This is a genomic window from Novosphingobium aromaticivorans DSM 12444, assembly GCF_000013325.1.
GTDB classification, from domain to species: Bacteria; Pseudomonadota; Alphaproteobacteria; order Sphingomonadales; family Sphingomonadaceae; genus Novosphingobium; species Novosphingobium aromaticivorans.
The window spans coordinates 90,485-111,440 of record NC_009427.1; the positions used below are offsets into that span (position 1 = coordinate 90,485).

Consider the following 20,956-nt stretch of genomic DNA (forward strand, 5'->3'; position numbering starts at 1 on the left):
CAATGACGCAGAAGCTCGACATCCCCCAGGTCATCCGCCCCGCCGACGTGGCGGATTGGGAGCGCGAAGTGGACGTGATCGTCGCCGGACAGGGCGTTGCCGGCACCTGCGCGGCGCTTGAGGCGCACCGCGCCGGCGCCGAGGTGCTGATCGTCGAGCGCGCCTCAGGCGGCGGCGGCGCAAGCGCGCTGTCCTCCGGCATCTTCTACCTCGGCGGCGGCACGGCGGTTCAGCAGGCGGCAGGATACGATGACGATGCCGAGCAACTGGCCGCGTTCCTGCTGGCAAGCTGCGACCCGCTCGACCCGAATGCCGCACTGGCCTTTGCCAACGACTGCAAGGACCACTTCGACTGGCTGGAAGCGCAGGGCGTACCGTTCGAGCGGACATACTATGGCGGCAAGGCGGTCTGGCTGGACGACACCACCTGCCTGATGTGGACCGGCAACGAAAAGGCCTGGCCCTATCGCGAGGCCGCCCGCCCCGCACCGCGCGGGCACAAGGTCGCCGGCATGGGCGAGAATGCGGGCGCGGCCGGCATGAAGCCGTTGCTCGAACGGTGCGAAGCCGAAGGCATCGCCGCGATCTATGACAGCGCGGTGATCGCGCTGGTGCAGGAGGAAGCCGACGGCCGCGTGGTCGGCGTCAAGGTCCGCCAGCCGGGTCGCGAGTTCTTCGTCCGGGCCCGGCGCGGCGTGATCGTCGCCTGCGGCAGCCACAACATGTGCGAGCCGCTGATCAAGGAACACCTGCCGCTGCTGACGGAAACGAGCGAGCCGCTCGGCATTCCGAGCAACGACGGCGCAGGCGTGAGGCTTGGCCTTTCGGCAGGCGCCCATGCCGTGGCCATGGACGGGGTCATCCCTACGGCGTCGATCTATCCACCGGGACAACTCATCAAAGGCATCATCGTCAACCGCAATGGCGAACGCTTCGTGGCGGAAGACGTCTATCACGGCCGCCTCGGCAATTTCGTGATGGAGCAGCCCGGCCAGACCGCTTACCTGATCGTCGACAGCGAGGTCTTCGCCTATCCGGAGAACCCGCTGGCAAAGCACACGCTGGTCGACGGGTGGGAGACCGTCGAGGAAATGGAAGCCGGGCTCGGCCTTCCGGCGGGATCGCTGGTCGAAACCATGCGCACCTACAATGCCGACGCGGCGCGCGGGCACGATGCGCGCTTCCGCAAGCATCCGGACTGGCTGAAGCCGCTGGATGTCGGCCCCTTTGCCGCGTTCGACATCAGCTTCGACAAGTCGCACTACCTGTTCATCACGCTGGGCGGGATCAAGACCGACGCAACCGGGCGCGCGCTCGACCTTCATTCGAACGCCATCCCGGGCCTCTATGTCGTGGGGGCGAGCGCCGCGCACATCCCGCGCACCGGCAAGGCCTATGCGTCGGGCCTCAGCCTCGGGCCAGGGTCATACTTCGGTCGCCGGGCCGGACGCCACGTGGCCGGAGCGAACTGGGGCTGACGGTCGGTCAGCCCCCCACTTTCTCCCGGATCATCGCCCGCAGCTGGTCCTTGCGGACCTTGCCGCTAGCGGTGCGGGGAAAGTCCTCTACGAATTCGAAGCGTTCGGGGATCTTCTGCTTCGCCATGCCCGAAGCGGCAACATGCGCGGCAAGCACCGCCGCGTCGACTGCGGCGGACAGGATCACATAGGCGCAGATGCCCTCGCCAAGGCGTTCGTGCGGCATGGCGACGACCGAGGCTTCCTTCACCGCGTCATGGCTGTGCAGCACGTCCTCGATTTCCTTGGCCGAGATGTTCTCTCCGCCGCGGATGATGAGGTCCTTCTTGCGCCCGGTGATCGTTACCGCACCCTCTTCGGACAGCACGCCCAGGTCGCCGGTGCGGAAGAAGCCGTCGGGCGTGATCGCCTCTGCGGTCTGCGCGGCGTCGGCATAGCCCATCATCATGCCGGGACCGCGCGCAAGGATTTCGCCTTCGACACCGCGCGGAAGATCATTGTCCTCGTGGTCGACGATGCGGACTTCGTAGTCCACCACCTCGCCATCGGTGGTCGCGGCAAGGCGCTCGTCGTGCGGCCAGCCGAAGGTAACGAGCGGAACTTCGGACGCGCCGAAGACGCGAAAGGCCCGGCAGTTCTCGAAGGCGGCGTTGGCGGCCGGGATAAGGTCCGCCGGCACCGCCGCACCGCCGCAGGCGAAGAAGCGGAAGCTTGGCAGGCCGGTGCCCGCCGCTCGCGCCGCTGCCGCAAGTTCGACCAGGAAGGGCGTTGCAGCAACCGTGCCGACAAGGTCGTGCTTCTCGATCAGGGCCAGCGCATCCTGGGCGTTCCACGCTTCCATGAGAACCGAGCGGATGCCGCAGATGAACGGCGCTTCGAGGCCATTGGCATATCCCGAGACGTGCGTGACCGGCGAAGGCATCAGCGTCGCCTCCCCTGCCCCGAGGCCCCAGTGCCGCCCGCTTTCCGCGACGATGCGCTGCAACGTGCAATGGCTGTGCAGGACGCCCTTGGGCCGACCGGTCGTGCCCGAGGTATAGAGCACCATCTTGACGCCCATCGGATCGACCGTTGGCACTTCGAAGGAAAGAGCGCGCCCCTGTGCGACGAGAGTGGCGAAATCGTCCGGCCCCTCGCCCCGCACGGTGAAGACGTGCGCAAGATCGGGCAGCGCCTTCTGGCAGCGACGCGCCATTTCGGCGTAGTCGACCTTGCGGAACACCTGCGGCACGAAGATCGCGGCGGCCCGGCAATCGCCAAGCATCATCGTGACTTCGGCATCGCGATAGATCGGCACGATCGGATTGACCACGAAGCCAGACATCGCCGCCGACAGGTTGATGACGGCGGCCTCGCGCCAGTTCGGCACCTGGAATGCGATGACATCGCCGGCGCGAAACCCACGCGCGTGCAACGACGCGGAAAGCGCTTCCGCTTCTGCCAGGACCTGCGCGAAGGTATATTGGCCTTCGCCATCGACGAAGCAGACGAAATCGGGATCTGACGCCGCCCGTTCGCGCGCGAGGTCTGCCAGCGTCCGCAGGTTCCAGGCCCCGCGTTGCGCGAAGGCCTGCTGGTGAGGGGCGGGAATCGGCAGCCAGTCCCAGGGCTTCGAAGTGTTCTCGTTCATGGCTCGCTTGTTCCAAGCGCTGCACGCCTGCGGCAATTGGCGAAAAGGCGAGGAACCTAGCCCCTGTCACAGCTTGGCCCCACCGGGCGGGCGCGGCATGGTCGATTCTTGAACCCGACCCAGCGGGCACGGAGAGGCACAAGTAGAATGGATCGCATCGAGCGCATCGGACAAGTCGCTGAAATCATGCGCGACTATGTCGAGAACAAGCAGACTTTCCTGACCGACAAGACCAAGACCGTGCCGGTCCGCAGCTACACCGATCCCGACCAGTGGAAGGCCGAGATGGAGCTGGTGTTCAAGCGCGTGCCGCTGATGCTGGCCTTCACCGCCGAATTGCCCAATCCGGGCGACTACAAGGCGATGGACGCGGTAGGCATGCCGGTGCTGATCAACCGCGACAAGACGGGCAAGGTTCGCGCTTTTCTCAACGTCTGTTCGCACCGCGGTGCACCGGTCGCCAACGAAGGCCACGGCAACTGCCCACGCTTCACCTGCAAGTATCACGGCTGGACCTTCGGCCAGGACGGCAAGCTGATCGGCGTTTCCGAAGCCAGCAAGTTCGGCGAGGTCCACAAGTCCGAACTGGGCCTGCGCGAGCTGCCGTGCCAGGAAAAGGCCGGGATGATCTTCGTCGTCCTGACGCCCAACGCGCCGATCGATGTCGACGCCTACTTCCGGGGCTTCCTCGAGGATTTCGAAGCGCTCGACTTTGGCAACTGGTCCTACATGGGCAGCCGCGTGATCGAGGGCGCGAACTGGAAGATCGCCTACGACGGCTATCTCGAAGGCTATCACTTCGCCTCGCTTCACCCGCAGACGATCTTCCCGCGCACGCCTTCGAACTGCATGCACTACGAAGGCTTCGGCCCGCACCAGCGCATCGGCTTCCCCCAGCACCGCATTGCCGAGGCGCTGAAGGATGTCCCGCGCGAGGAGTGGGGGACGCAGGAGAACAACGGCTTCGACTTCGTGCGGATCATGTTCCCCAACGTCTCGGCCTTCATCGCGCCGGAAATCACACAGATCGCCCAGCTCTTCCCCGGGCCGACGCCGGGCGAGAACCGCACCGTGCTCAACTACCTGCGCCGCGAACCGATCCGCGACGAAGAAGACCGGGCAAACGTGGAAGCGGCGATGAACTTCTTCCGCGACGTGACCTATACCGAGGATTACCTGATCGGGCTGGAAATCCAGAAGGGTCTGGAATCGGGCGCGCACGACGATCTCGTGTTCGGCCGCAACGAACGCGGCAACCAGTACTTCCACGAATGGCTGGACTGGTACCTGCAGGACGACCCGGACCTCCCCGAACCCCGGATGTGAGGCCGGCGGGCGCATGAACCCGATCAGCCTCGCATCTGGCGTCGTTCCCGAGTTCGGACCGGTCGATACCATCGAAGCCGCCCGCGCGGGCGGGTTCGACATGGTTGGCCTGTGGGTCGAACCCGCGGAATGGACCGCACAGTCAACGCGCGAGGCACGCGCGGCACTGGCGTCGACCGGCCTGCCGCTGCTGGACGTCGAGGTGATCTGGCTCAAGCCCGACAGCGCGATGGACGATCACCGCAAGGTGATCGACATCGGCGCGGAACTTGGCGCTGCCAACGTGCTGTGCGTCTCGTCCGACCCGGACCATGCGCGCACCGCCAGCCGCCTGGAAGCGCTATGCCGCCATGCCGAAGGTTCGGGCATCCGCGTCGCGCTGGAGTTCGGGATCTTCACCGAGGTCAGGGACCTCTCCGCCGCGCTTGGCGTTCTGGAGAGGTTCGATCATCCGCTCAAGGCGCTGCTGATCGACCCGATCCATGTCGATCGCTCCGGCACGTCGATTGCGGACATTGCGAAGATCGATCCCGCCCTGCTGCCTTATGCCCAGTTCTGCGACGCCCCCGCGCTGCGGCCCGATCCGGCAGACTTCGACGCGGTGATCCACGACGCGATCAACCTGCGCGAACAGTGCGGCGAAGGCGCGCTGCCGCTGGGCGCACTGCACGCCGCGCTGCCGGCGGACATCCCGCTGGCAATAGAATTGCGCTCGCAGGCCCTGCGCGAGGCGTTCGGCCATCCCGCCCTGCGCGCGCGCGCCGTGGCCGACGCGACGCGGCGCTGGCTGGAGATGTACGCTTGACCGTGACCGTACTGACCCTGCTCAAGCGCCGCGAGGGCATGAGCAAAGCCGATTTCATCGCCTACTACGAAAGCCGCCATCGCCTGATCGGCGAAAAGGTGCTGTCCGGATGGGCGACGCGCTATGTGCGAAAGCACCTGCACCCGCTGGACGGAGTGGACATGCCGCACGATTTCGACGTGGTGCTCGAAATCGACTTCCCCGACCAGGCAACGTGCGATGCCTGCTTTGCCGCCATGGCCGATCCGGCGACCATGGCCGAGATCGTCGAAGACGAGGAGCGCCTGTTCGACCGGGCCCGGATGCGGACCTACCGCGTGGAGGAGCGGGCTTCGTCGCTCGATATGCCACGCTAGACCGCGATTTTGTGTAAGCATCGGAACTTAGTGTTCTTTTCGTCGTTGCGTGGCGGGGGCGGGGTGCGCCCTGACGGCGTGCGACGAAGGGGCTTCCATGGACGATCTGGCAACGAAGGCGGAACCGGCAATCGGTCGCCATGAACTGGTCAGCGCCCTGCGCAAGCTGCGCAACGGCGATTTCACAGTCTCGTTGCCTGATGATGGGTCGGAGATCGCGACGCTCTTCAACGAGGTCGTCGGGCTCAATCGCCGGATGACCGACGAATGCCAGCGCCTCTCGCGCGTGGTCGGCAAGGAAGGCAAGATCGGGCACCGCGCCTCGGTACGCGGCGCACAGGGCGACTGGGACCTCACGCTCTGCGCGATCAACGAATTGATCGACGACATGGTCCAGCCCACGACCGAAGTCGCGCGCGTGATCGGCTCCGTGGCCAAGGGCGACCTGTCGCAAACCATGGCGGTCGAAATCGAGGGCCGCGCTCTGCGAGGCGAGTTCCTGCGCATCGGCAAGGTCGTGAACACGATGGTCGAGCAGCTGGCAAGCTTCGCCTCCGAAGTGACCCGCGTCGCGCGCGAGGTCGGCACCGAAGGCAAGCTGGGCGGGCAGGCCAACGTCAAGGGCGTGGCCGGCACATGGAAGGACCTGACCGAGAACGTGAATCTCATGGCCGCGAACCTCACCGGCCAGGTCCGCAACATCGCAGAGGTCACAACCGCAGTGGCGCTCGGCAATCTCTCCAAGAAGATCACCGTCGACGTGAAGGGCGAGATCCTCGAGCTTAAGAACACGATCAATACCATGGTCGACCAGCTCAACGGCTTCGCCTCGGAAGTGACCCGCGTCGCGCGCGAGGTCGGCACCGAAGGCAAGCTCGGCGGGCAAGCGCAGGTGCCGGGCGTCGCCGGCACCTGGAAGGACCTTACCGACAACGTGAACCTCATGGCCGCGAACCTCACCGGCCAGGTCCGCAACATCGCCGAGGTCACGACCGCCGTTGCCTCGGGCGACTTGTCCAAGAAGATCACCGTCGACGTGAAGGGCGAAATCCTCGAGCTGAAGAACACCATCAACGTCATGGTCGACCAGCTCAACGGCTTCGCCTCGGAAGTGACCCGCGTCGCGCGCGAGGTCGGCACCGAGGGAAAGCTCGGCGGACAGGCGCAGGTGCCCGGCGTCGCCGGCACGTGGAAGGACCTTACCGACAACGTGAACCTCATGGCCGACAACCTCACCGGCCAGGTCCGCAACATCGCCGAGGTCACCACCGCCGTCGCCTCGGGCGACTTGTCGAAGAAGATCACCGTCGACGTGAAGGGCGAAATCCTAGAGCTGAAGAACACCATCAACGTCATGGTCGACCAGCTCAACGGCTTCGCCTCGGAAGTGACCCGCGTCGCGCGCGAGGTCGGCACCGACGGCAAGCTCGGCGGTCAGGCGCAGGTGCCGGGCGTGGCGGGTACGTGGAAGGACCTTACCGACAACGTGAACCTCATGGCCGACAACCTCACCGGCCAGGTCCGCAACATTGCCGAGGTCACCACCGCCGTCGCCAAGGGCGACCTGTCGAAGAAGATCACCGTCGAGGTGCGCGGCGAAATCCTCGAGCTGAAGAACACGATCAACACCATGGTCGACCAGCTTAATTCCTTCGCCTCGGAAGTGACTCGCGTCGCGCGCGAGGTCGGCACCGAGGGACGGCTTGGCGGTCAGGCGCGCGTGCCGGGCGTGGGCGGCACGTGGAAGGACCTTACCGACAACGTCAACGCCATGGCCGGCAACCTCACCGGCCAGGTCCGCAACATCGCCGAAGTGACCACAGCGGTGGCGCGCGGCGACTTGTCGAAGAAGATCACCGTCGACGTGAAGGGCGAGATCCTCGAGCTGAAGAACACGATCAACACCATGGTCGACCAGCTCAACTCCTTCGCATCCGAAGTGACCCGCGTCGCGCGCGAGGTGGGCACCGAGGGGCGCCTTGGCGGACAGGCGCAGGTCGAAGGCGTCGGCGGCACGTGGAAGGACCTTACCGACAACGTCAACGCCATGGCCGCGAACCTCACCGGCCAGGTCCGCAACATCGCCGAGGTCACGACCGCCGTGGCACTGGGCGACTTGTCCAAGAAGATCACCGTCGACGTGAAGGGCGAAATCCTCGAGCTGAAGAACACGATCAACACCATGGTCGACCAGCTCAATTCCTTCGCATCCGAAGTGACCCGCGTCGCGCGCGAGGTCGGCACCGAGGGCAAGCTCGGCGGACAGGCACACGTGCGCGGCGTGGCAGGCACGTGGAAGGACCTCACCGACAACGTCAACCTCATGGCCGACAACCTCACCGGCCAGGTCCGCAACATCGCGGACGTTACCACCGCCGTGGCGCGCGGCGACTTGTCCAAGAAGATCACCGTCGACGTGAAGGGCGAAATCCTCGCGCTCAAGAACACGATCAACACCATGGTCGACCAGCTCAACGGCTTCGCGTCCGAAGTGACCCGCGTCGCCCGCGAGGTCGGCACCGAGGGCAAGCTCGGCGGACAGGCGCAGGTGCCGGGCGTCGGCGGCACGTGGAAGGACCTTACCGACAACGTCAACCTCATGGCGACCAACCTCACCAACCAGGTGCGAGGGATCGCCGGGGTGGTGACCGCGGTGGCGCAGGGCAATCTCAAGCGCAAGCTGACCTTCGACGCCAAGGGCGAGATCGCCGCGCTGGCCGAGACGATCAACGGCATGATCGAGACGCTTTCGACCTTTGGCGACCAGGTGACCAACATGGCCCGCGAGGTCGGCGTCGAAGGCCGCCTTGGTGGGCAGGCGCGCGTGCCGGGCGCGGCGGGCCTGTGGCGCGACCTGACCGACAACGTCAACGCGATGGCGGCAAACCTCACCAACCAGGTGCGCTCAATCGCCGAAGTGGCGACCGCCGTTACCAAGGGCGACCTTACCCGCTCCATCGCGGTGGAAGCCTCGGGCGAAATGGCCGCGCTCAAGGACAACATCAACGAGATGATCCTCAACCTCAAGGATCAGACGCTGAAGAACGCCGAACAGGACTGGCTCAAGACCAACCTCGCCCGCTTCAGCCGCATGTTGCAGGGCGAGCGCGACCTTGCCACCATCTCCAACCTCATCATGTCCGAGCTGGCCCCGCTGGTGAACGCGCAATACGGCGTGTTCTACGTGACCAGCCGCGACGACGAGGAGCAGAACCGGCTGGAACTCGTCGCCAGCTACGGCGCGGAAAACCACGATCAGCTCAAGCGCCAGTTCGCCTTGCGCGAAGGCCTGATCGGCCAGGCCGCGGCCGACAAGCGCCCGATCCGCCTGTCGCGCGTGCCGGACGATTTCATCCGCATCGGCTCCGGCCTCGGCCAGGCCAAGCCCGCCAACATCCAGATCCTGCCGGCGCTGTTCGAGGACGAGGTCAAGGCGGTGATCGAGCTGGCCTCGTTCGAGGAGTTCAACGAGACCCACCACAGCTTCCTCAACCAGCTCATGGAAACCGTGGGCATCGTGCTCAACACCATTGCCGCGACCATGCGCACCGAGGGCCTGCTTGCACAGTCGCAGCTCCTGACGCAGGAACTCCAGGCCCGGCAGACCGAACTGACCCGCAAGCAGGAAGAACTCCACGCGACCAACGAGGAGCTTCAGGAAAAGGCGCAGCTTCTCGAGAACGAGAAGAAGCAGGTCGAAGCCAAGAACTTCGAGATCGAGATGGCGCGCCGCGCGGTCGAGGAGAAGGCCGAACAGCTCGCACTCACCTCGAAGTACAAGTCCGAATTCCTCGCCAACATGAGCCACGAGCTGCGCACCCCGCTCAACTCGCTGCTCATCCTGTCCAAGCTTCTGGCCGATAACCAGCAGGGCAACCTGAACGAGAAGCAGACCGAATTCGCGCGCACGATCCACGGCGCCGGCACCGACCTGCTCAACCTCATCAACGATATCCTCGACCTGTCGAAGATCGAATCCGGCACCGTGTCCATCGACATCGGCGACATGTCGATCCCGGGCATGAAGCAGCACGTCGAGCGAACCTTCCGCCAGGTCGCCTCGGAAAAGGGCCTCGCCTTCGAGATCGACTTCGACGATAGCCTGCCGGCCTCGATCCAGACGGACGAGAAGCGGTTGCAGCAGATCGTGCTCAACCTCCTGTCCAACGCCTTCAAGTTCACTGCGAGAGGCCGCGTCACGCTCAACGTCCGGCCGGCACGGCACGGCTGGAGCCCGACCCACCCGGTGCTTGGCGACCTGGACCGCGCGCTGGAAATCTCCGTCAGCGATACCGGCATCGGCATTCCCGAAGACAAGCAGAAGCTCATCTTCGAGGCGTTCCAGCAGGCCGACGGCACGACCAGCCGCAAGTACGGCGGCACCGGGCTTGGCCTTTCCATCAGCCGCGAGATCGCCCGCCTGCTCGGCGGCGAACTTCAGGTGCGTTCGGTGCCGGGCGAAGGTTCGACCTTCACGCTCTACGTGCCGATGAAGGCGGTCATCACCTCGCCCGCCCTGCTTGCCGCCCCTACGACCGAAAACGACCCGGTCGTGACCTTCGCGCCGCAGGACGACCGCGACGAGTTGGACGGCAAGCCCTTCGTCATGATCGTCGAGGATGACCCGACCTTCGCCACGATCCTGATCGATCTTGCCCACCAGTGCGGCCTCAAGGGCGTCATCTCCTCCGCCGGCTCCGGCACCGTGGCCATGGTCCGCAAGCTGAAGCCGAGCGCGATCACGCTCGACCTCGGGCTTTCCGACATCGACGGCTTCGTGCTTCTCGATCTTCTCAGGAACGAACCCGATACCTCGAGCGTACCTGTCCATGTGATCTCGGGCGCCGATCAGGCCGCCCATGCGCTTACGCTGGGTGCGGCGGGCGTGATCGAAAAACCCGCAAGTCGCGAGGAGTTGCAGGCGCTGTTCGAGTCAATTGCCGACAGGTCCCGCAATGCCGCGATGCGCCGCAAGACAGCCCGTGCGACGCAGTCCGCCAATATGTCCGACAACCAGCCACGGCTTGCCGGCAGCCGCATCCTCATCGTCGATGACGACATCCGCAACATCTACTCCCTGACAAGCGTGCTGGAATCGCACGACGTCGAGGTCGTCCATGCAGAGGGCGGCGTGGAAGGCATCCGCATCCTTGAAAGCACGCCCGGCATCGATGTGGCGCTGATCGACATCATGATGCCCGACATGGATGGATACGAGACCATGCGGCAGATCCGCGCGACGCCCGCGATTGCCTCGATCCCGCTCGTCGCGGTGACAGCCAAGGCCATGAAGGGCGATCGCCAGAAGTGTCTGGATGCCGGGGCTTCCGACTATATCTCCAAGCCCGTCGACATCGATCTGCTCCTTGCGCTGCTTCGCGTCTGGATCGGGCGCAGCCGTAGCCAGCAGTCGCTCGTGACCGATCAGGGAATGCAGGTGGTCTGATGCAGCAGGCCGAGGTCCAAGCCCCCCCCCGATCCAACCGGACGATACGGAAGACATCCCCCGGACGGCGCGCATCCTCCTTGTCGACGACGACGAGCGCAACTTGCTCGCGCTTGGCCACGTCCTGCGCGACATTGCCGAGGTGGTGACTGCCAACTCGGGACGCGAAGCATTGCGGCACCTGCTGGATGGCGAGTTCGCTGTCATCCTGCTCGACGTGTTCATGCCGGACATGGATGGTTACGAGGTGGCGGACCTCATCCGCGAACGCAAGCAGACCGCGCGCATCCCGATCATATTCCTTTCGGCGGTCAACAAGGAAACCGAGCACCTGATGCGCGGTTATGCGATGGGCGCGGTCGACTATGTGTTCAAGCCCGTCGATCCGGTCGTGCTTGCCACGAAAGTCAGCGTGTTCGTCGAACTGTTCGAGATGCGCAAGCGGGTGGAGGCCAAGAGCCGCGCCGAACGCGAGCTGCGCGAGGCGGGGTTCCGTGCACAGCTCGAGCGGCTTCAGATCGAGCACGAACTGAATTCCACCCGAGCGCGGCAGGCGACGGTACTCGACGCCCTGCCGCTCGCCCTGTTCGAGGCGGTCGCAGACAAGAACGGAATGCTGATCCGCGAATTCGTGGCCGGCGACCTCGCCAAGATCGCGGGCGTGGACGCGACCTCCATCGAGCAACGGTCGCTGTGCTGGGAGGACCGCATCCACCCGGAGGATCTCCCCGCCACGCGCCCTCCGGCAGGCTCGGACGCCGTGTTCTCGACCGAATACCGCTGGAACTGTGCCGACGGTTCCCAACGGTACTTCTTCGAACGCGCGGTACCCATCGGATGCGAGACGGATGGGCTTGTTCGCTGGGCGGGCACGCTGCTCGACGTGACCGACCGCCGGAAGCTGGAGGCGCAGCTTCTTCAAGCCGGCAAGATGGATGCGCTGGGGCGGCTGACCGGCGGCGTCGCCCACGATTTCAACAACGTGCTGGCAGCAGTGCTCGGCGGCATCACCCTGCTTGAACGCAAGGCACCGCTCGACGACCTCGGCCATCGCCTTACCGAGCAGATCCGCCTTGCCGCCGAACGCGGCGCGGAACTGGTGCGGCGCATGATGGCCTTTGCCCGCAAACAGGAACTCAAGCCCGTCTACCTCGCGCCCTCCGCAGTGCGCGAGGCCGTGTCCGGGCTGGTCGAACAAACCCTGGGCGGAACGGTGACGCTTTCCTGGGATTGCGCGGATACGGATCTGGTCTTCCACGCCGACCGGTCGCAGCTCGAACTGGCGCTTGTGAACCTGGTCATCAACGCGCGCGACGCCATGCCCGAAGGCGGCTCGATCCACGTGGCGATCGCTCCCGCTGCCGATGCGGATCGGCTGCGCATAGAAGTGCGCGACGAAGGCACCGGCATCGCACCGGGCGTGCTGGAACGCATCACCGAACCGTTCTTCACCACCAAGGGAGTGGGCAAGGGCACGGGGCTGGGGCTGTCGATGGTCATGGGGTTCGTCCAGCAATCGGGCGGAACGCTCGACATCGAAAGCGCGGAGGGGTGCGGCACCACCGTGCGCATCCTCATGCCCGCCGCCCGGGCGCCGGACGCCGATGAGCGGGAAGCGCCGAGCGTCGAAGGCACCCGCGCCTACGCAGTCAGGACCGTGCTGGTGGTGGACGATGACCACTCCGTCCGCACGATAATCGCCGAACAACTCCGCGAATTCGGCGTCATGGTGGAAGAGGCGGCAAGCGGCGCCGATGCGGTCGAACGCGTGATATCCGCAAAGACGCCCTTCGACCTGCTCCTCACCGATTTCGCGATGCCGGGTCTCAACGGGTTGCAAACGATAGAGCGGCTGCGCGCGCTGGGAACGGACATTCCCTGCGCGCTCATGACGGGATATGCCGACGACCGGATAGATACCACCGGCGGCACGCAAACCCGGCTGCTGCGCAAGCCCATCGCCTTCGAGGATCTCGAAGACCTCCTGATCCATCCGACATGACGCGATGAACCGTTGCGTTTCCCTCTCACAGGCCGTTTCGTCATGAAGGAGCCGGCGAAGGCCGAAGTGCTTTCCTTCATCGGGGCGACATTCCGCTCCGCCTGGTCGCTCGACCTGCTGTGCCTGCTGCGGACCGAGCCGCGCCGCGCGTGGACGCAGGCGGAACTCGTCCGCGCACTTTGCGCCAGCGATCTCGTCGTGCGGCAAAGCCTCGACGAACTGTCCGCTGCGGGTCTCGTGCTGACCGAAACGGAAGGCGCTGTCCGCTATGGCGCGGCGCCTGGTCTGGAACTCATGGTCGTGGCCGTCGAAAAGCAGTATCGCACCGCGCCCGCAACAGTACGGCGGGCCATCGTCAAGGGCAACTCGCCCACGATCACCGCATTTGCGGATGCCTTCAAGCTGAGGAGCGAGGAATGACGGAGTCCCTTTCCTCGGCCGTGTACCTGCTCTGCTTCCTGACAAGCGGGATGTGTTCGGTACTGCTGGCGCGCAGCTATGCCCGCACCGGCGTCAGGTTGCTGCTGTGGAGCGCAATCTGTTTCGCGTTGCTGGCCGCGAACAATCTCGTGGTGATCTTCGACATGCTGGTCTTTCCGGGAACCGACCTGCGGCTCGTGCGACACGCGCTCGCCCTTTCCGGCATTCTCGTCCTGCTGTTCGGCTTCATCTGGGAACGGGAGGATTGATGGAAACCCTGCTCGATTTCGCCGCCGGCGCCCTGACGCTCGGGTTCCTCATCGTCGGACTGTTCTTCCTGCGCTTCTGGCGCAGCACCGGAGACGGCCTCTTCGCCGCCTTCGCCATCGCCTTCGCGCTGCTCGGCATCGGCCAGGCCATGCTGACCTTCATGGAAGTGCGCGACGAGGAGCGCAGCCTGCTGTTCCTGTTTCGGGTGGCCGCGTTCCTCTCGATCCTCGTCGCCATCTGGCGCAAGAACCGCCAGACCAACTGACCGCTACCATCCGCCGCCAAGCGCCATGAACAGCGTGATCTGGCTCTCGACCACGGCCTCGCGCCCTGCATGGGCACGCGCCTGCGCGGCCAGCGCGGTGGTTTGGCTGTCAAGGTCGGGCAAGGCGGCCGCGCGTCCCGCCTGGCGCAGGCGCGCCACCTGCTCGGCTCCGCGCTGCGCCGCCCCTGCGGCAAGGTCCAGCTCGACCGAACGGTCGTGCGCCCCCGCATAGGCGTCGAGCGCGGTGTGCGCCTCGCGCAGCGATGAAAGGACCACCCCGTCGAACCGGGCAAGCGCCGCGTCGGCATCCGCATTGGCCGCCCGGACCCGCGCCCTCGCCCCCGCGCCGGGGAAGCTCCAGTGGATCAACGAGCCGATGCTCCAGCGATTGGCAGGCGCCTCTCCCAGATCCGAGAGGAACCCGCTGGACCCGGCGGACAGGCCAAAGCCGATCTGCGGATACAGGTCCGCCGTCGCAACCCCGATGCGTGCCGTCGCCGCCGCCAGTTCCCGCTCCGCCGCCCGGATGTCGGGCCGTCGCGCCAGCAGTGACGCGCCATCGCCCGCCGGTAGCGGGCGGGCAAGGCGGGGAAGATGCGTGCATCCCTCGGCCTCGCGCGGATAGTCCGCAGGCGCCCGGCCGAGCAGGAAGGCCAGGCGGTAGAGCGAAGCCCTGATCCGCGTGCGTTCCTCCGGAAGACGCGCGCGCGCCGCAGCGAGGCGGGATTCGATGGCCGTCACCTCGGTCGCGCCAAGCCGCCCTGCCGCGTGCATCCGCCGCACGGCATCCGCCTGCGCCTCCTGCACGCTGACAGCGCGCTCGGCCAGTTCGAGCCCTTCGTGCGCGCTGCACACGCCAACATAGGCTCGCGCGACTTCCCCCGCGAGAGTGACCTTGACGGCTTCCAGCAGCGCCTGACGCGCCTCTTCCCCGGCCTTCGCGGCCTCGACCGAGCGGCGGACCCGGCCAAACAGGTCGAACTGATAGCGCATCGAAAGGCCCGCATCGCCCAGCGTTGCCACAGGCAGCGCTTCGTCCAGCAGGAACGTCTCGCCCGAAAGCCGTGCCCGTTCCGCCGCGCCCTCGACCTCGAAATCAGGCTCCGAAGCCCCTTCCGCCGCCGCCGTCACAGCCCTTGCCCGCTGAAGGTTCGCCGCCGCCTCGCGCAGGTCGGTGCTGCCGTCCAGCGCCTCTTGCTCAAGCCGATCGAGGACGGGATCGTCATAGAGATGCCACCAGCGCGGCGGGAGATCGGCAGCCGTCGCGACGTTCCCGTCCGCCGGCAGGGGCGCGCTCGCCGACGGCGTCCGGATCGCTGCGGTCTCTGGCAAGTGGTAGTCCGGCCCGACGGTACACGCCCCCAGCGAAGCCACCATGCCAAGCGAGAGCAGCCCGCGCCTCACGACGTGTGTTCCTGGTCGAGCGAGACCGAGGCGGTGCGCCCGGCAATCAGCGCAATGCCCGCCGGCGGCCGGTCCAGCCGGACACGAACGGGTACGCGCTGGGGCAGACGGACCCAACTGAACGTCGGGTTGATCGCGGGCACGAGGCGCGGCTCCTTGCCGCGATCCTGATCCGCGATCGCCCCCGCGATGGAAACCACCCGGCCAGTAAGGACAGTATCTTCGCCCATCAGGTGGATCGTCGCGCGCTGCCCGGCATGGATGCGCGGCAACTTGGTTTCCTCGAAGTAGCCTTCGACCCGAAGGCTCGCGCTGTCGATCAGGGCAAGGACCGGGGCACCCGCGCTCACGTAGTCGCCGGGACGCAGCACCACGTCCGACATCTCGCCATCGACCGGGGCAACGACCTTCGTCCGCGCGCGATCCAGTCTGGCAAGGTTCAGCGCATTGCGCGCGGCCTCGACCCTTGCTTCCGCAGCCGCGAGAGCGGCGCCCGCCTCGGCCATCTTCGCCTGGCCCTCGCCCACGCGGGTCTCGCTCTGCTCGGTCAGCTCGCCCGCGACAAGATCGCCCAGGCCCCGGTTGCGCGCCGCCTCGCGCCGAGCCTCGGTCAGCGTCACGCCGGCATGGCCGATGGCCGCCCGCGCCTGCGCAACTTCGGCCTGCGCCTGCCGCAACTGGGCCTGCGCGCGCGCCACCGCCAGGTCGAAGCGCGAAGGGTCGATCTCGAACAGAACGTCGCCCTTGTGCACCTGCTGGTCATGCGTGACGCGAACCGCGACCACGATCCCCCCGACATCGGGCGACACCTGCACGATGTCGGCCCGCACCCTGCCGTCGCGGGTCCAGGGATCGGCCTGGTAATAGCCGACAAGCGCGCGAACGGCGAGGATGGCTCCGACGACGAAAGCAGCGGTCACGGCAAGGCGCAGCGCCTTGCGCACGGGCGGGGAAATGCGGGTCTGGTCGGTCATGGGATTCTCTGCAGGAAGAGGGGCAACCACAGCGCGATCAGCGCCCAGGCAATCGCGAACATCGCGCTGTCGACAAGCACCGGGTGCCAGACCCAGCGATAGAACCGCGTACGAACCAGCATACGGTGGATGAGCAGGACGAGCGCGAGGGCCACCAGCGCGTGGAGCGGCGCTGCGGCGACGAATATTCCGGCGATGGCATATTCGCCCGTCATGCGGAGGCTCCTGCTGAAAACGGCTCGGCCCGGGAGAAGAGGCTGCGCCGCAGGGCGACGAGCGCGGGGCGGCCCTGGTCGGGGCCTGGGCGGAACAGGTGTTCCAGCCCGCCCGGGCGCGGTGGCGGATTGGCCAGCGTCAGGCGCAACGCACCGTCAAGCCGGTCCAGCATCCGCCGCGACGGTCCCTCGGCCGTGGGCGGCGCGGCGAACCAGTGCGCCGCTTCTTCCAGCACATCGTCGAGCGCGGCGCGCAGCGGCCCCGAAGACGACGCCCGCAGCCTCTGGATCGAGACGAGATTCATCGCGAGGCGCACTTCGCCAAGCCCCATCGACGCGGCGTCGGTCGCCCCGCCCAGCCTCTGGGCGATAAGCGCGAGCTGGTCGGTCACGCGGCTCAGCGTCGCCAGCGGATCGGGTGCGGAAGGGGCGCGGGCAATGTCCACCAGCCCCCGCTGCATGCGCCGGTTCAGCCGCGCGATGGCAACGTCGCCGCCAGCCATCCGGAAGCATGCCGTGGTCCCGGCGGCAAGGATCACCGCCACGATCTGCGCGAGGTTGGAATTGAGGAAGCGCGCGAAATCGGCGACGTATTCCTCCTGTATCGCCATCGCGCTGCAGAAGCCGACAAGGCACGCCATCGCCGGCAGGCCAAGGCGGGGGTGCGTCATCAACGCGCCGATGGCGACGAGCGGTATTGCCAGCAGGAGCGCCAGCGCCGCGAACCCGTCCACGCCCGGCAGAACGAAGAAGAGGTACAGCGCCGCAATCGGAATGCCCGCCACGATGGCCCCGCCGAACGAGAGGATGGCGGGCACCGGGTTATCCTGCGCGGCGAACAGGCAGCAGAAGATGCCGGTCAGCACCGCCGCGACGCCGCCGTCCGCCCACCCGGTAAAGATCCATAGGGCGCAGGCCGCAAGCGTTGCCACCAGCGCAGATGCGCCGGACAGGATCGCGCCCGCGGGCTCGGCGTGAAACCTGACCGCGCCCTCGCGCCAATCCGGCAGGTCGGGGCGCGGCGATGCCGGGTCCGCCAGATGCGCCAGCAGTGCATCGCATTCGCCGAGCAGCGTGCGCGCCTCGCCATCGCGCTGGGCAAGGCTTTCCCGGAGGAGCATGGCCCAGGTCGCCCCATCCCTGCCCTCGTCGCCTTCACCGTCCAGCGCCGCCTTGCGATCCGCAAGGCCCGACAGCACCGGCAACAGCAGCAGCATCCGGCGCAACAGGGCCTGCAAGGTCGCCGTCGCCTCGCGCCAGTGCGAGGTGTCGAACGGCACATGCGTCGCCAGCAGCGCACAGTCCATGGCGTCGACGGCAAGCCTGCGTTTGTCCGTAAGCAACCTGGCATTGTCGCTGCCGCCGACGATATCGCCGTGCCATTGCCGCGCATCGGCAAGCCACGCGCGCAGGCGTGGCTGCATCGCCTCTGCGACCGAGCGGGGCCAGAACAGGCTGTGGACGACCGTGCTGCATCCGATGCCGAGCGCGATCTCGGTCACGCGCGCGACGGCGATGGAAAACACCGCATCCGGCCGGTCGACCGCCGGGAAAGCGACAAGCGCTGCGGTATACCCTGCCAGCATCACCACATAGGCACGCGGCGAGCGGTCAAGCAGCGCGACGGCCAGGCAACCGCCCAGCCATAGTGCGATTGCAAGGCTCAACAATTCGGGCCAGTCGACCAGCGCAGGAACGAGCGCCACCGCCACCGCCGCGCCCAGCACCGTACCACCCACCCGGTAGACCGCCTTGGAGCGCGTCGCGCCGGACATGGGGCTGCTGACGATATAGGCCGTGGTCATCGCCCAGAACGGCATCGACAGGCCGACCCACAGGCTGATCCAAAGCGCCAGCAGCGCCGCCGCCGCTGTCTTGGCTGAATAGGCCAGCGCGAACCGGCGCGCCGCGGTCATTGCGGCACCGGCCCGTGAAGGGCACTTTCAATGGCTTGCGAATCGAACATGGAGCCTGCGCGCAGGAGGGAGGCCGACGGGCTACATAGCGGCAACGCAGGGTACAAAACAGATCTGTGGCGGTGATCCATAAAGTTGGTTATGGATGCGGTTATGTCACTGCCCCAGCTTCGTACCTTCGTCGAGGTTTACCGCCAGCGTTCGATCACGGCCGCCGCGCGCAGCCTCGGGCTGACCCAACCTGCCGTGTCGCAACACATCGCCACGCTCGAGGCAGGGCTCGAACGCGAGCTGTTCGAGCGCCACGCCCGGGGGGTGACGCCGACCCAGGCCGCCGACGAACTTGCCGCCGGCATCAGCGACAGCCTCGACATCGCCGAGGCGGCACTATCCTCCGCGCGCGCCCGCTCGACCGATATGTCGGGTGCCGTCCGCCTGATCGGCAACGGCGATTTCCTCGCAGAAGTCATCGCCCCCCGACTGCTCCCGCTGCTCCGCTCGGGCATGCGCGTCCGGCTGCAGGCGGGCGACCGGGACGAGACCCGCGCAGGATTGCTGGATGGACACCATGACTTGGGCCTGCTTGGCTATGCGGTGCAGGACAAGCGGCTGCGGGGGCGGCTCATACACCAGGAACGGCTCCACGCGGTCGCCTCGCCCGCCGTTGCCTCCCGCATCGCAGCCGCACCGGATCTGGCGCGCGCGCTGATGGCGGAACCGATGCTGGCCTACAATCTCGAAAGGCCGCTGGTGGACGATTGGCTCACCGCCAACAGGCTTGGCACGAAATCGCCCGCACCGGCGCTCATCGGGCAGGATCTGCGGTGCCTGCGGGGCATGATGGAACAGGGCTTCGGCTGGACCGTACTGCCGGGCTACCTCTGCGCCCGGCAGATCGCGCAAGGCTCGCTGGCGGAAATTCCCGCGCCGGTCGCGCTGCCGGTCCACGACTATTTCCTCGCCTGGCTGCCAAGCGCCCTCAGGCATCCCCGCATTGCCTTCGCCCACCATGCCCTGGTGGAAGGTTTCGACGAGCAACCGCAACCTATCGCCGTCCGGCCCGGGTAGCCGGTCAGGCCCGATCCAGCGCCTGCGCGAGGTCGGCGACGATATCGTCCGGATGCTCGATGCCGATGGACAGGCGAACTGTCGTCTCGTGTACGCCGATCCGCTCGCGCACGTCGGCCGGAACGCCCGAATGCGTCGTGGTCCCCGGATGGCTGGCAAGCGACTCCGTGCCGCCAAGGCTCACCGCCAGTTTGAAGATCTGGAGTGCGTTGAGGAAGCGGAAGGCGGCATCCTGACCGCCAACGATATCGAACGAGAACGTCGATCCGGCCCCGGTACATTGCCGGGCAAAGAGACGAGCCTGGGGCGAATCCGGTTCGTTGAACAACGGATAGGAGACATGCCGCACCTTGGGATGGTCGCGCAGGAATGCCGCCGCGACCGCAGCGTTGGCATTCGCCTTTTCCATCCTCAGCGCCAGCGTCTCGAGCGAGCGGCCAAGCATCCAGCAACTGTGCGGATCGAGCTGCGTGCCGATGGCGCTGCGCAGCAGCCGGATCTCGCGCATGATCGCCGCCGAACCCAGCGCCGCACCGGCAACCAGGTCCGAATGCCCGCCGACGTACTTCGTCAGCGAATAGAGCGAGACGTCCGCGCCATGATCGAGCGGTCGCTGGAAGACCGGACCGAGCAGCGTATTGTCGCACATCAGCAGCGGCCGGTGCCCCTGCGCCTCGCCGATCGCATCGCAGACGCGCCGGGCCAGCGCGATGTCGACAAGGCTGTTGGTCGGGTTGGCCGGCGTCTCGATCAGCACGACCGACACCCTGCCGCGCCCCATCGCCGCATCGGCCGCCGCCGCGATCTCTTCATCGCCCAGCCCGTCGGCAAATCCGACCGCGCCGATGCCGAGGTTGGCGAACGTCTTCGCCAGCAGCGTCTCGGTCCCGCCGTAGAGCGGCTGCGAATGCAGGATCACGTCGCCCGGTCGCGCGAAGGCAAGCAGCGCAGTGGTGATCGCCGCCATGCCAGAGGAGAACACGACGCCCGCCTCGGCGCCCTCGTAGACGGCCAGCCTGTCCTCGACGATCTCGCTGTTGGGATGGTTGAAGCGCGAATAGACGAGGCCCCGGCCCTGTCCCGGCGGCGGCTCCTTGCGGCCGGCGACATAGTCGAAGAAGTCGCGCCCCTCCTCGGCCGTGGGGAACACGAAGGTCGAGGTCAGGAACACCGGCGGCTTCACCGCGCCTTCGGACAGGTGCGGGTCGTAACCGTGGTTCAGCATGAGCGTTTCGGGATGGAGCGGATGGTTGCCGATGGCCTTCCGGCTTTCGCGGGGTGCGCTCATGCTGGTCTCCTTCACGATGGGGGTGGCGGACGCACCCGGTTGGCAGACAAACGTCTGTAAACGTTCGCAGTTGCCTCCCCCCGTATCGGGGTG

General features: G+C 66.6%; 16 protein-coding genes. 10 read left to right on the forward strand and 6 right to left on the reverse strand.

Going from position 1 to position 20,956, the window contains the following annotated elements:
* The first annotated feature begins 2 nt into the window (after nt 1–2).
* Nucleotides 3–1,478 (forward strand): FAD-dependent oxidoreductase, encoded by a 1,476-nt coding sequence (locus SARO_RS18315; RefSeq protein WP_011906735.1) that lies wholly within the window; start codon nt 3–5, stop codon nt 1,476–1,478.
* 7 nt (nt 1,479–1,485) lie between these two features.
* Here SARO_RS18315 and SARO_RS18320 read toward each other — a convergent pair whose 3' ends face one another.
* Nucleotides 1,486–3,108, reverse strand: coding sequence for an AMP-binding protein (locus tag SARO_RS18320; protein WP_011906736.1), 1,623 nt, complete (start codon nt 3,106–3,108; stop codon nt 1,486–1,488).
* A 147-nt stretch (nt 3,109–3,255) separates the two neighbouring features.
* Between SARO_RS18320 and SARO_RS18325 the strand changes: the two genes are divergently transcribed.
* From SARO_RS18325 to SARO_RS18360, 8 genes are all read left to right on the forward strand, one after another.
* On the forward strand, nt 3,256–4,434 hold the full coding sequence (locus SARO_RS18325; RefSeq protein WP_011906737.1) for an aromatic ring-hydroxylating oxygenase subunit alpha: 1,179 nt from the start codon (nt 3,256–3,258) through the stop codon (nt 4,432–4,434).
* Between the two features lie 13 nt (nt 4,435–4,447).
* The gene (locus SARO_RS18330) at nt 4,448–5,239 is read left to right on the forward strand and encodes a sugar phosphate isomerase/epimerase family protein (protein WP_011906738.1); all 792 of its coding nucleotides are present in this window, start codon (nt 4,448–4,450) and stop codon (nt 5,237–5,239) included.
* A 2-nt stretch (nt 5,240–5,241) separates the two neighbouring features.
* Nucleotides 5,242–5,595, forward strand: a complete 354-nt coding sequence (locus tag SARO_RS18335; protein WP_234007495.1) for an EthD domain-containing protein — start codon at nt 5,242–5,244, stop codon at nt 5,593–5,595.
* A 97-nt stretch (nt 5,596–5,692) separates the two neighbouring features.
* Entirely contained in the window at nt 5,693–11,041 is a 5,349-nt protein-coding gene (locus SARO_RS18340) for a HAMP domain-containing protein (RefSeq protein WP_011906740.1), read from the forward strand.
* 73 nt (nt 11,042–11,114) lie between these two features.
* Nucleotides 11,115–13,043, forward strand: coding sequence for a response regulator (locus SARO_RS18345; protein ID WP_083761015.1), 1,929 nt, complete (start codon nt 11,115–11,117; stop codon nt 13,041–13,043).
* A gap of 42 nt (nt 13,044–13,085) precedes the next feature.
* On the forward strand, nt 13,086–13,463 hold the full coding sequence (locus SARO_RS18350) for a hypothetical protein (protein ID WP_011906742.1): 378 nt from the start codon (nt 13,086–13,088) through the stop codon (nt 13,461–13,463).
* Nucleotides 13,460–13,732 carry a DUF5985 family protein gene (locus tag SARO_RS18355; RefSeq protein WP_011906743.1) on the forward strand — a complete coding sequence of 91 codons (273 nt, stop codon included), beginning with the start codon at nt 13,460–13,462 and terminating at the stop codon, nt 13,730–13,732. Before SARO_RS18350 ends, SARO_RS18355 begins: the two co-directional genes overlap by 4 nt.
* Nucleotides 13,732–13,998, forward strand: coding sequence for a DUF5985 family protein (locus SARO_RS18360; protein ID WP_011906744.1), 267 nt, complete (start codon nt 13,732–13,734; stop codon nt 13,996–13,998). Before SARO_RS18355 ends, SARO_RS18360 begins: the two co-directional genes overlap by 1 nt.
* 3 nt (nt 13,999–14,001) lie before the next feature.
* Here SARO_RS18360 and SARO_RS18365 read toward each other — a convergent pair whose 3' ends face one another.
* From SARO_RS18365 to SARO_RS18380, 4 genes are read right to left on the reverse strand one after another with little or no spacing between them, the layout of a single operon-like run.
* On the reverse strand, nt 14,002–15,402 hold the full coding sequence (locus SARO_RS18365; protein ID WP_011906745.1) for an efflux transporter outer membrane subunit: 1,401 nt from the start codon (nt 15,400–15,402) through the stop codon (nt 14,002–14,004).
* Nucleotides 15,399–16,376, reverse strand: a complete 978-nt coding sequence (locus SARO_RS18370; RefSeq protein ID WP_011906746.1) for an HlyD family secretion protein — start codon at nt 16,374–16,376, stop codon at nt 15,399–15,401. Before SARO_RS18370 ends, SARO_RS18365 begins: the two co-directional genes overlap by 4 nt.
* Nucleotides 16,373–16,591: a DUF1656 domain-containing protein gene (locus SARO_RS18375; protein WP_011906747.1), complete on the reverse strand. Its 219-nt coding sequence runs from the start codon at nt 16,589–16,591 to the stop codon at nt 16,373–16,375. Before SARO_RS18375 ends, SARO_RS18370 begins: the two co-directional genes overlap by 4 nt.
* Nucleotides 16,588–18,507, reverse strand: a complete 1,920-nt coding sequence (locus tag SARO_RS18380) for an FUSC family protein (RefSeq protein WP_011906748.1) — start codon at nt 18,505–18,507, stop codon at nt 16,588–16,590. Before SARO_RS18380 ends, SARO_RS18375 begins: the two co-directional genes overlap by 4 nt.
* A 153-nt stretch (nt 18,508–18,660) precedes the next feature.
* On the opposite strand from SARO_RS18380, the gene SARO_RS18385 reads away from it, so the two are divergent.
* Nucleotides 18,661–19,575 carry a LysR family transcriptional regulator gene (locus SARO_RS18385; protein ID WP_041551708.1) on the forward strand — a complete coding sequence of 305 codons (915 nt, stop codon included), beginning with the start codon at nt 18,661–18,663 and terminating at the stop codon, nt 19,573–19,575.
* A 4-nt stretch (nt 19,576–19,579) separates the two neighbouring features.
* On the opposite strand, the gene SARO_RS18390 is transcribed toward SARO_RS18385, so the two are convergent.
* Complete coding sequence (locus SARO_RS18390; protein WP_011906750.1) at nt 19,580–20,863, reverse strand: cystathionine gamma-synthase family protein; 1,284 nt, start codon at nt 20,861–20,863, stop codon at nt 19,580–19,582.
* Nucleotides 20,864–20,956: the final 93 nt, after the last annotated feature.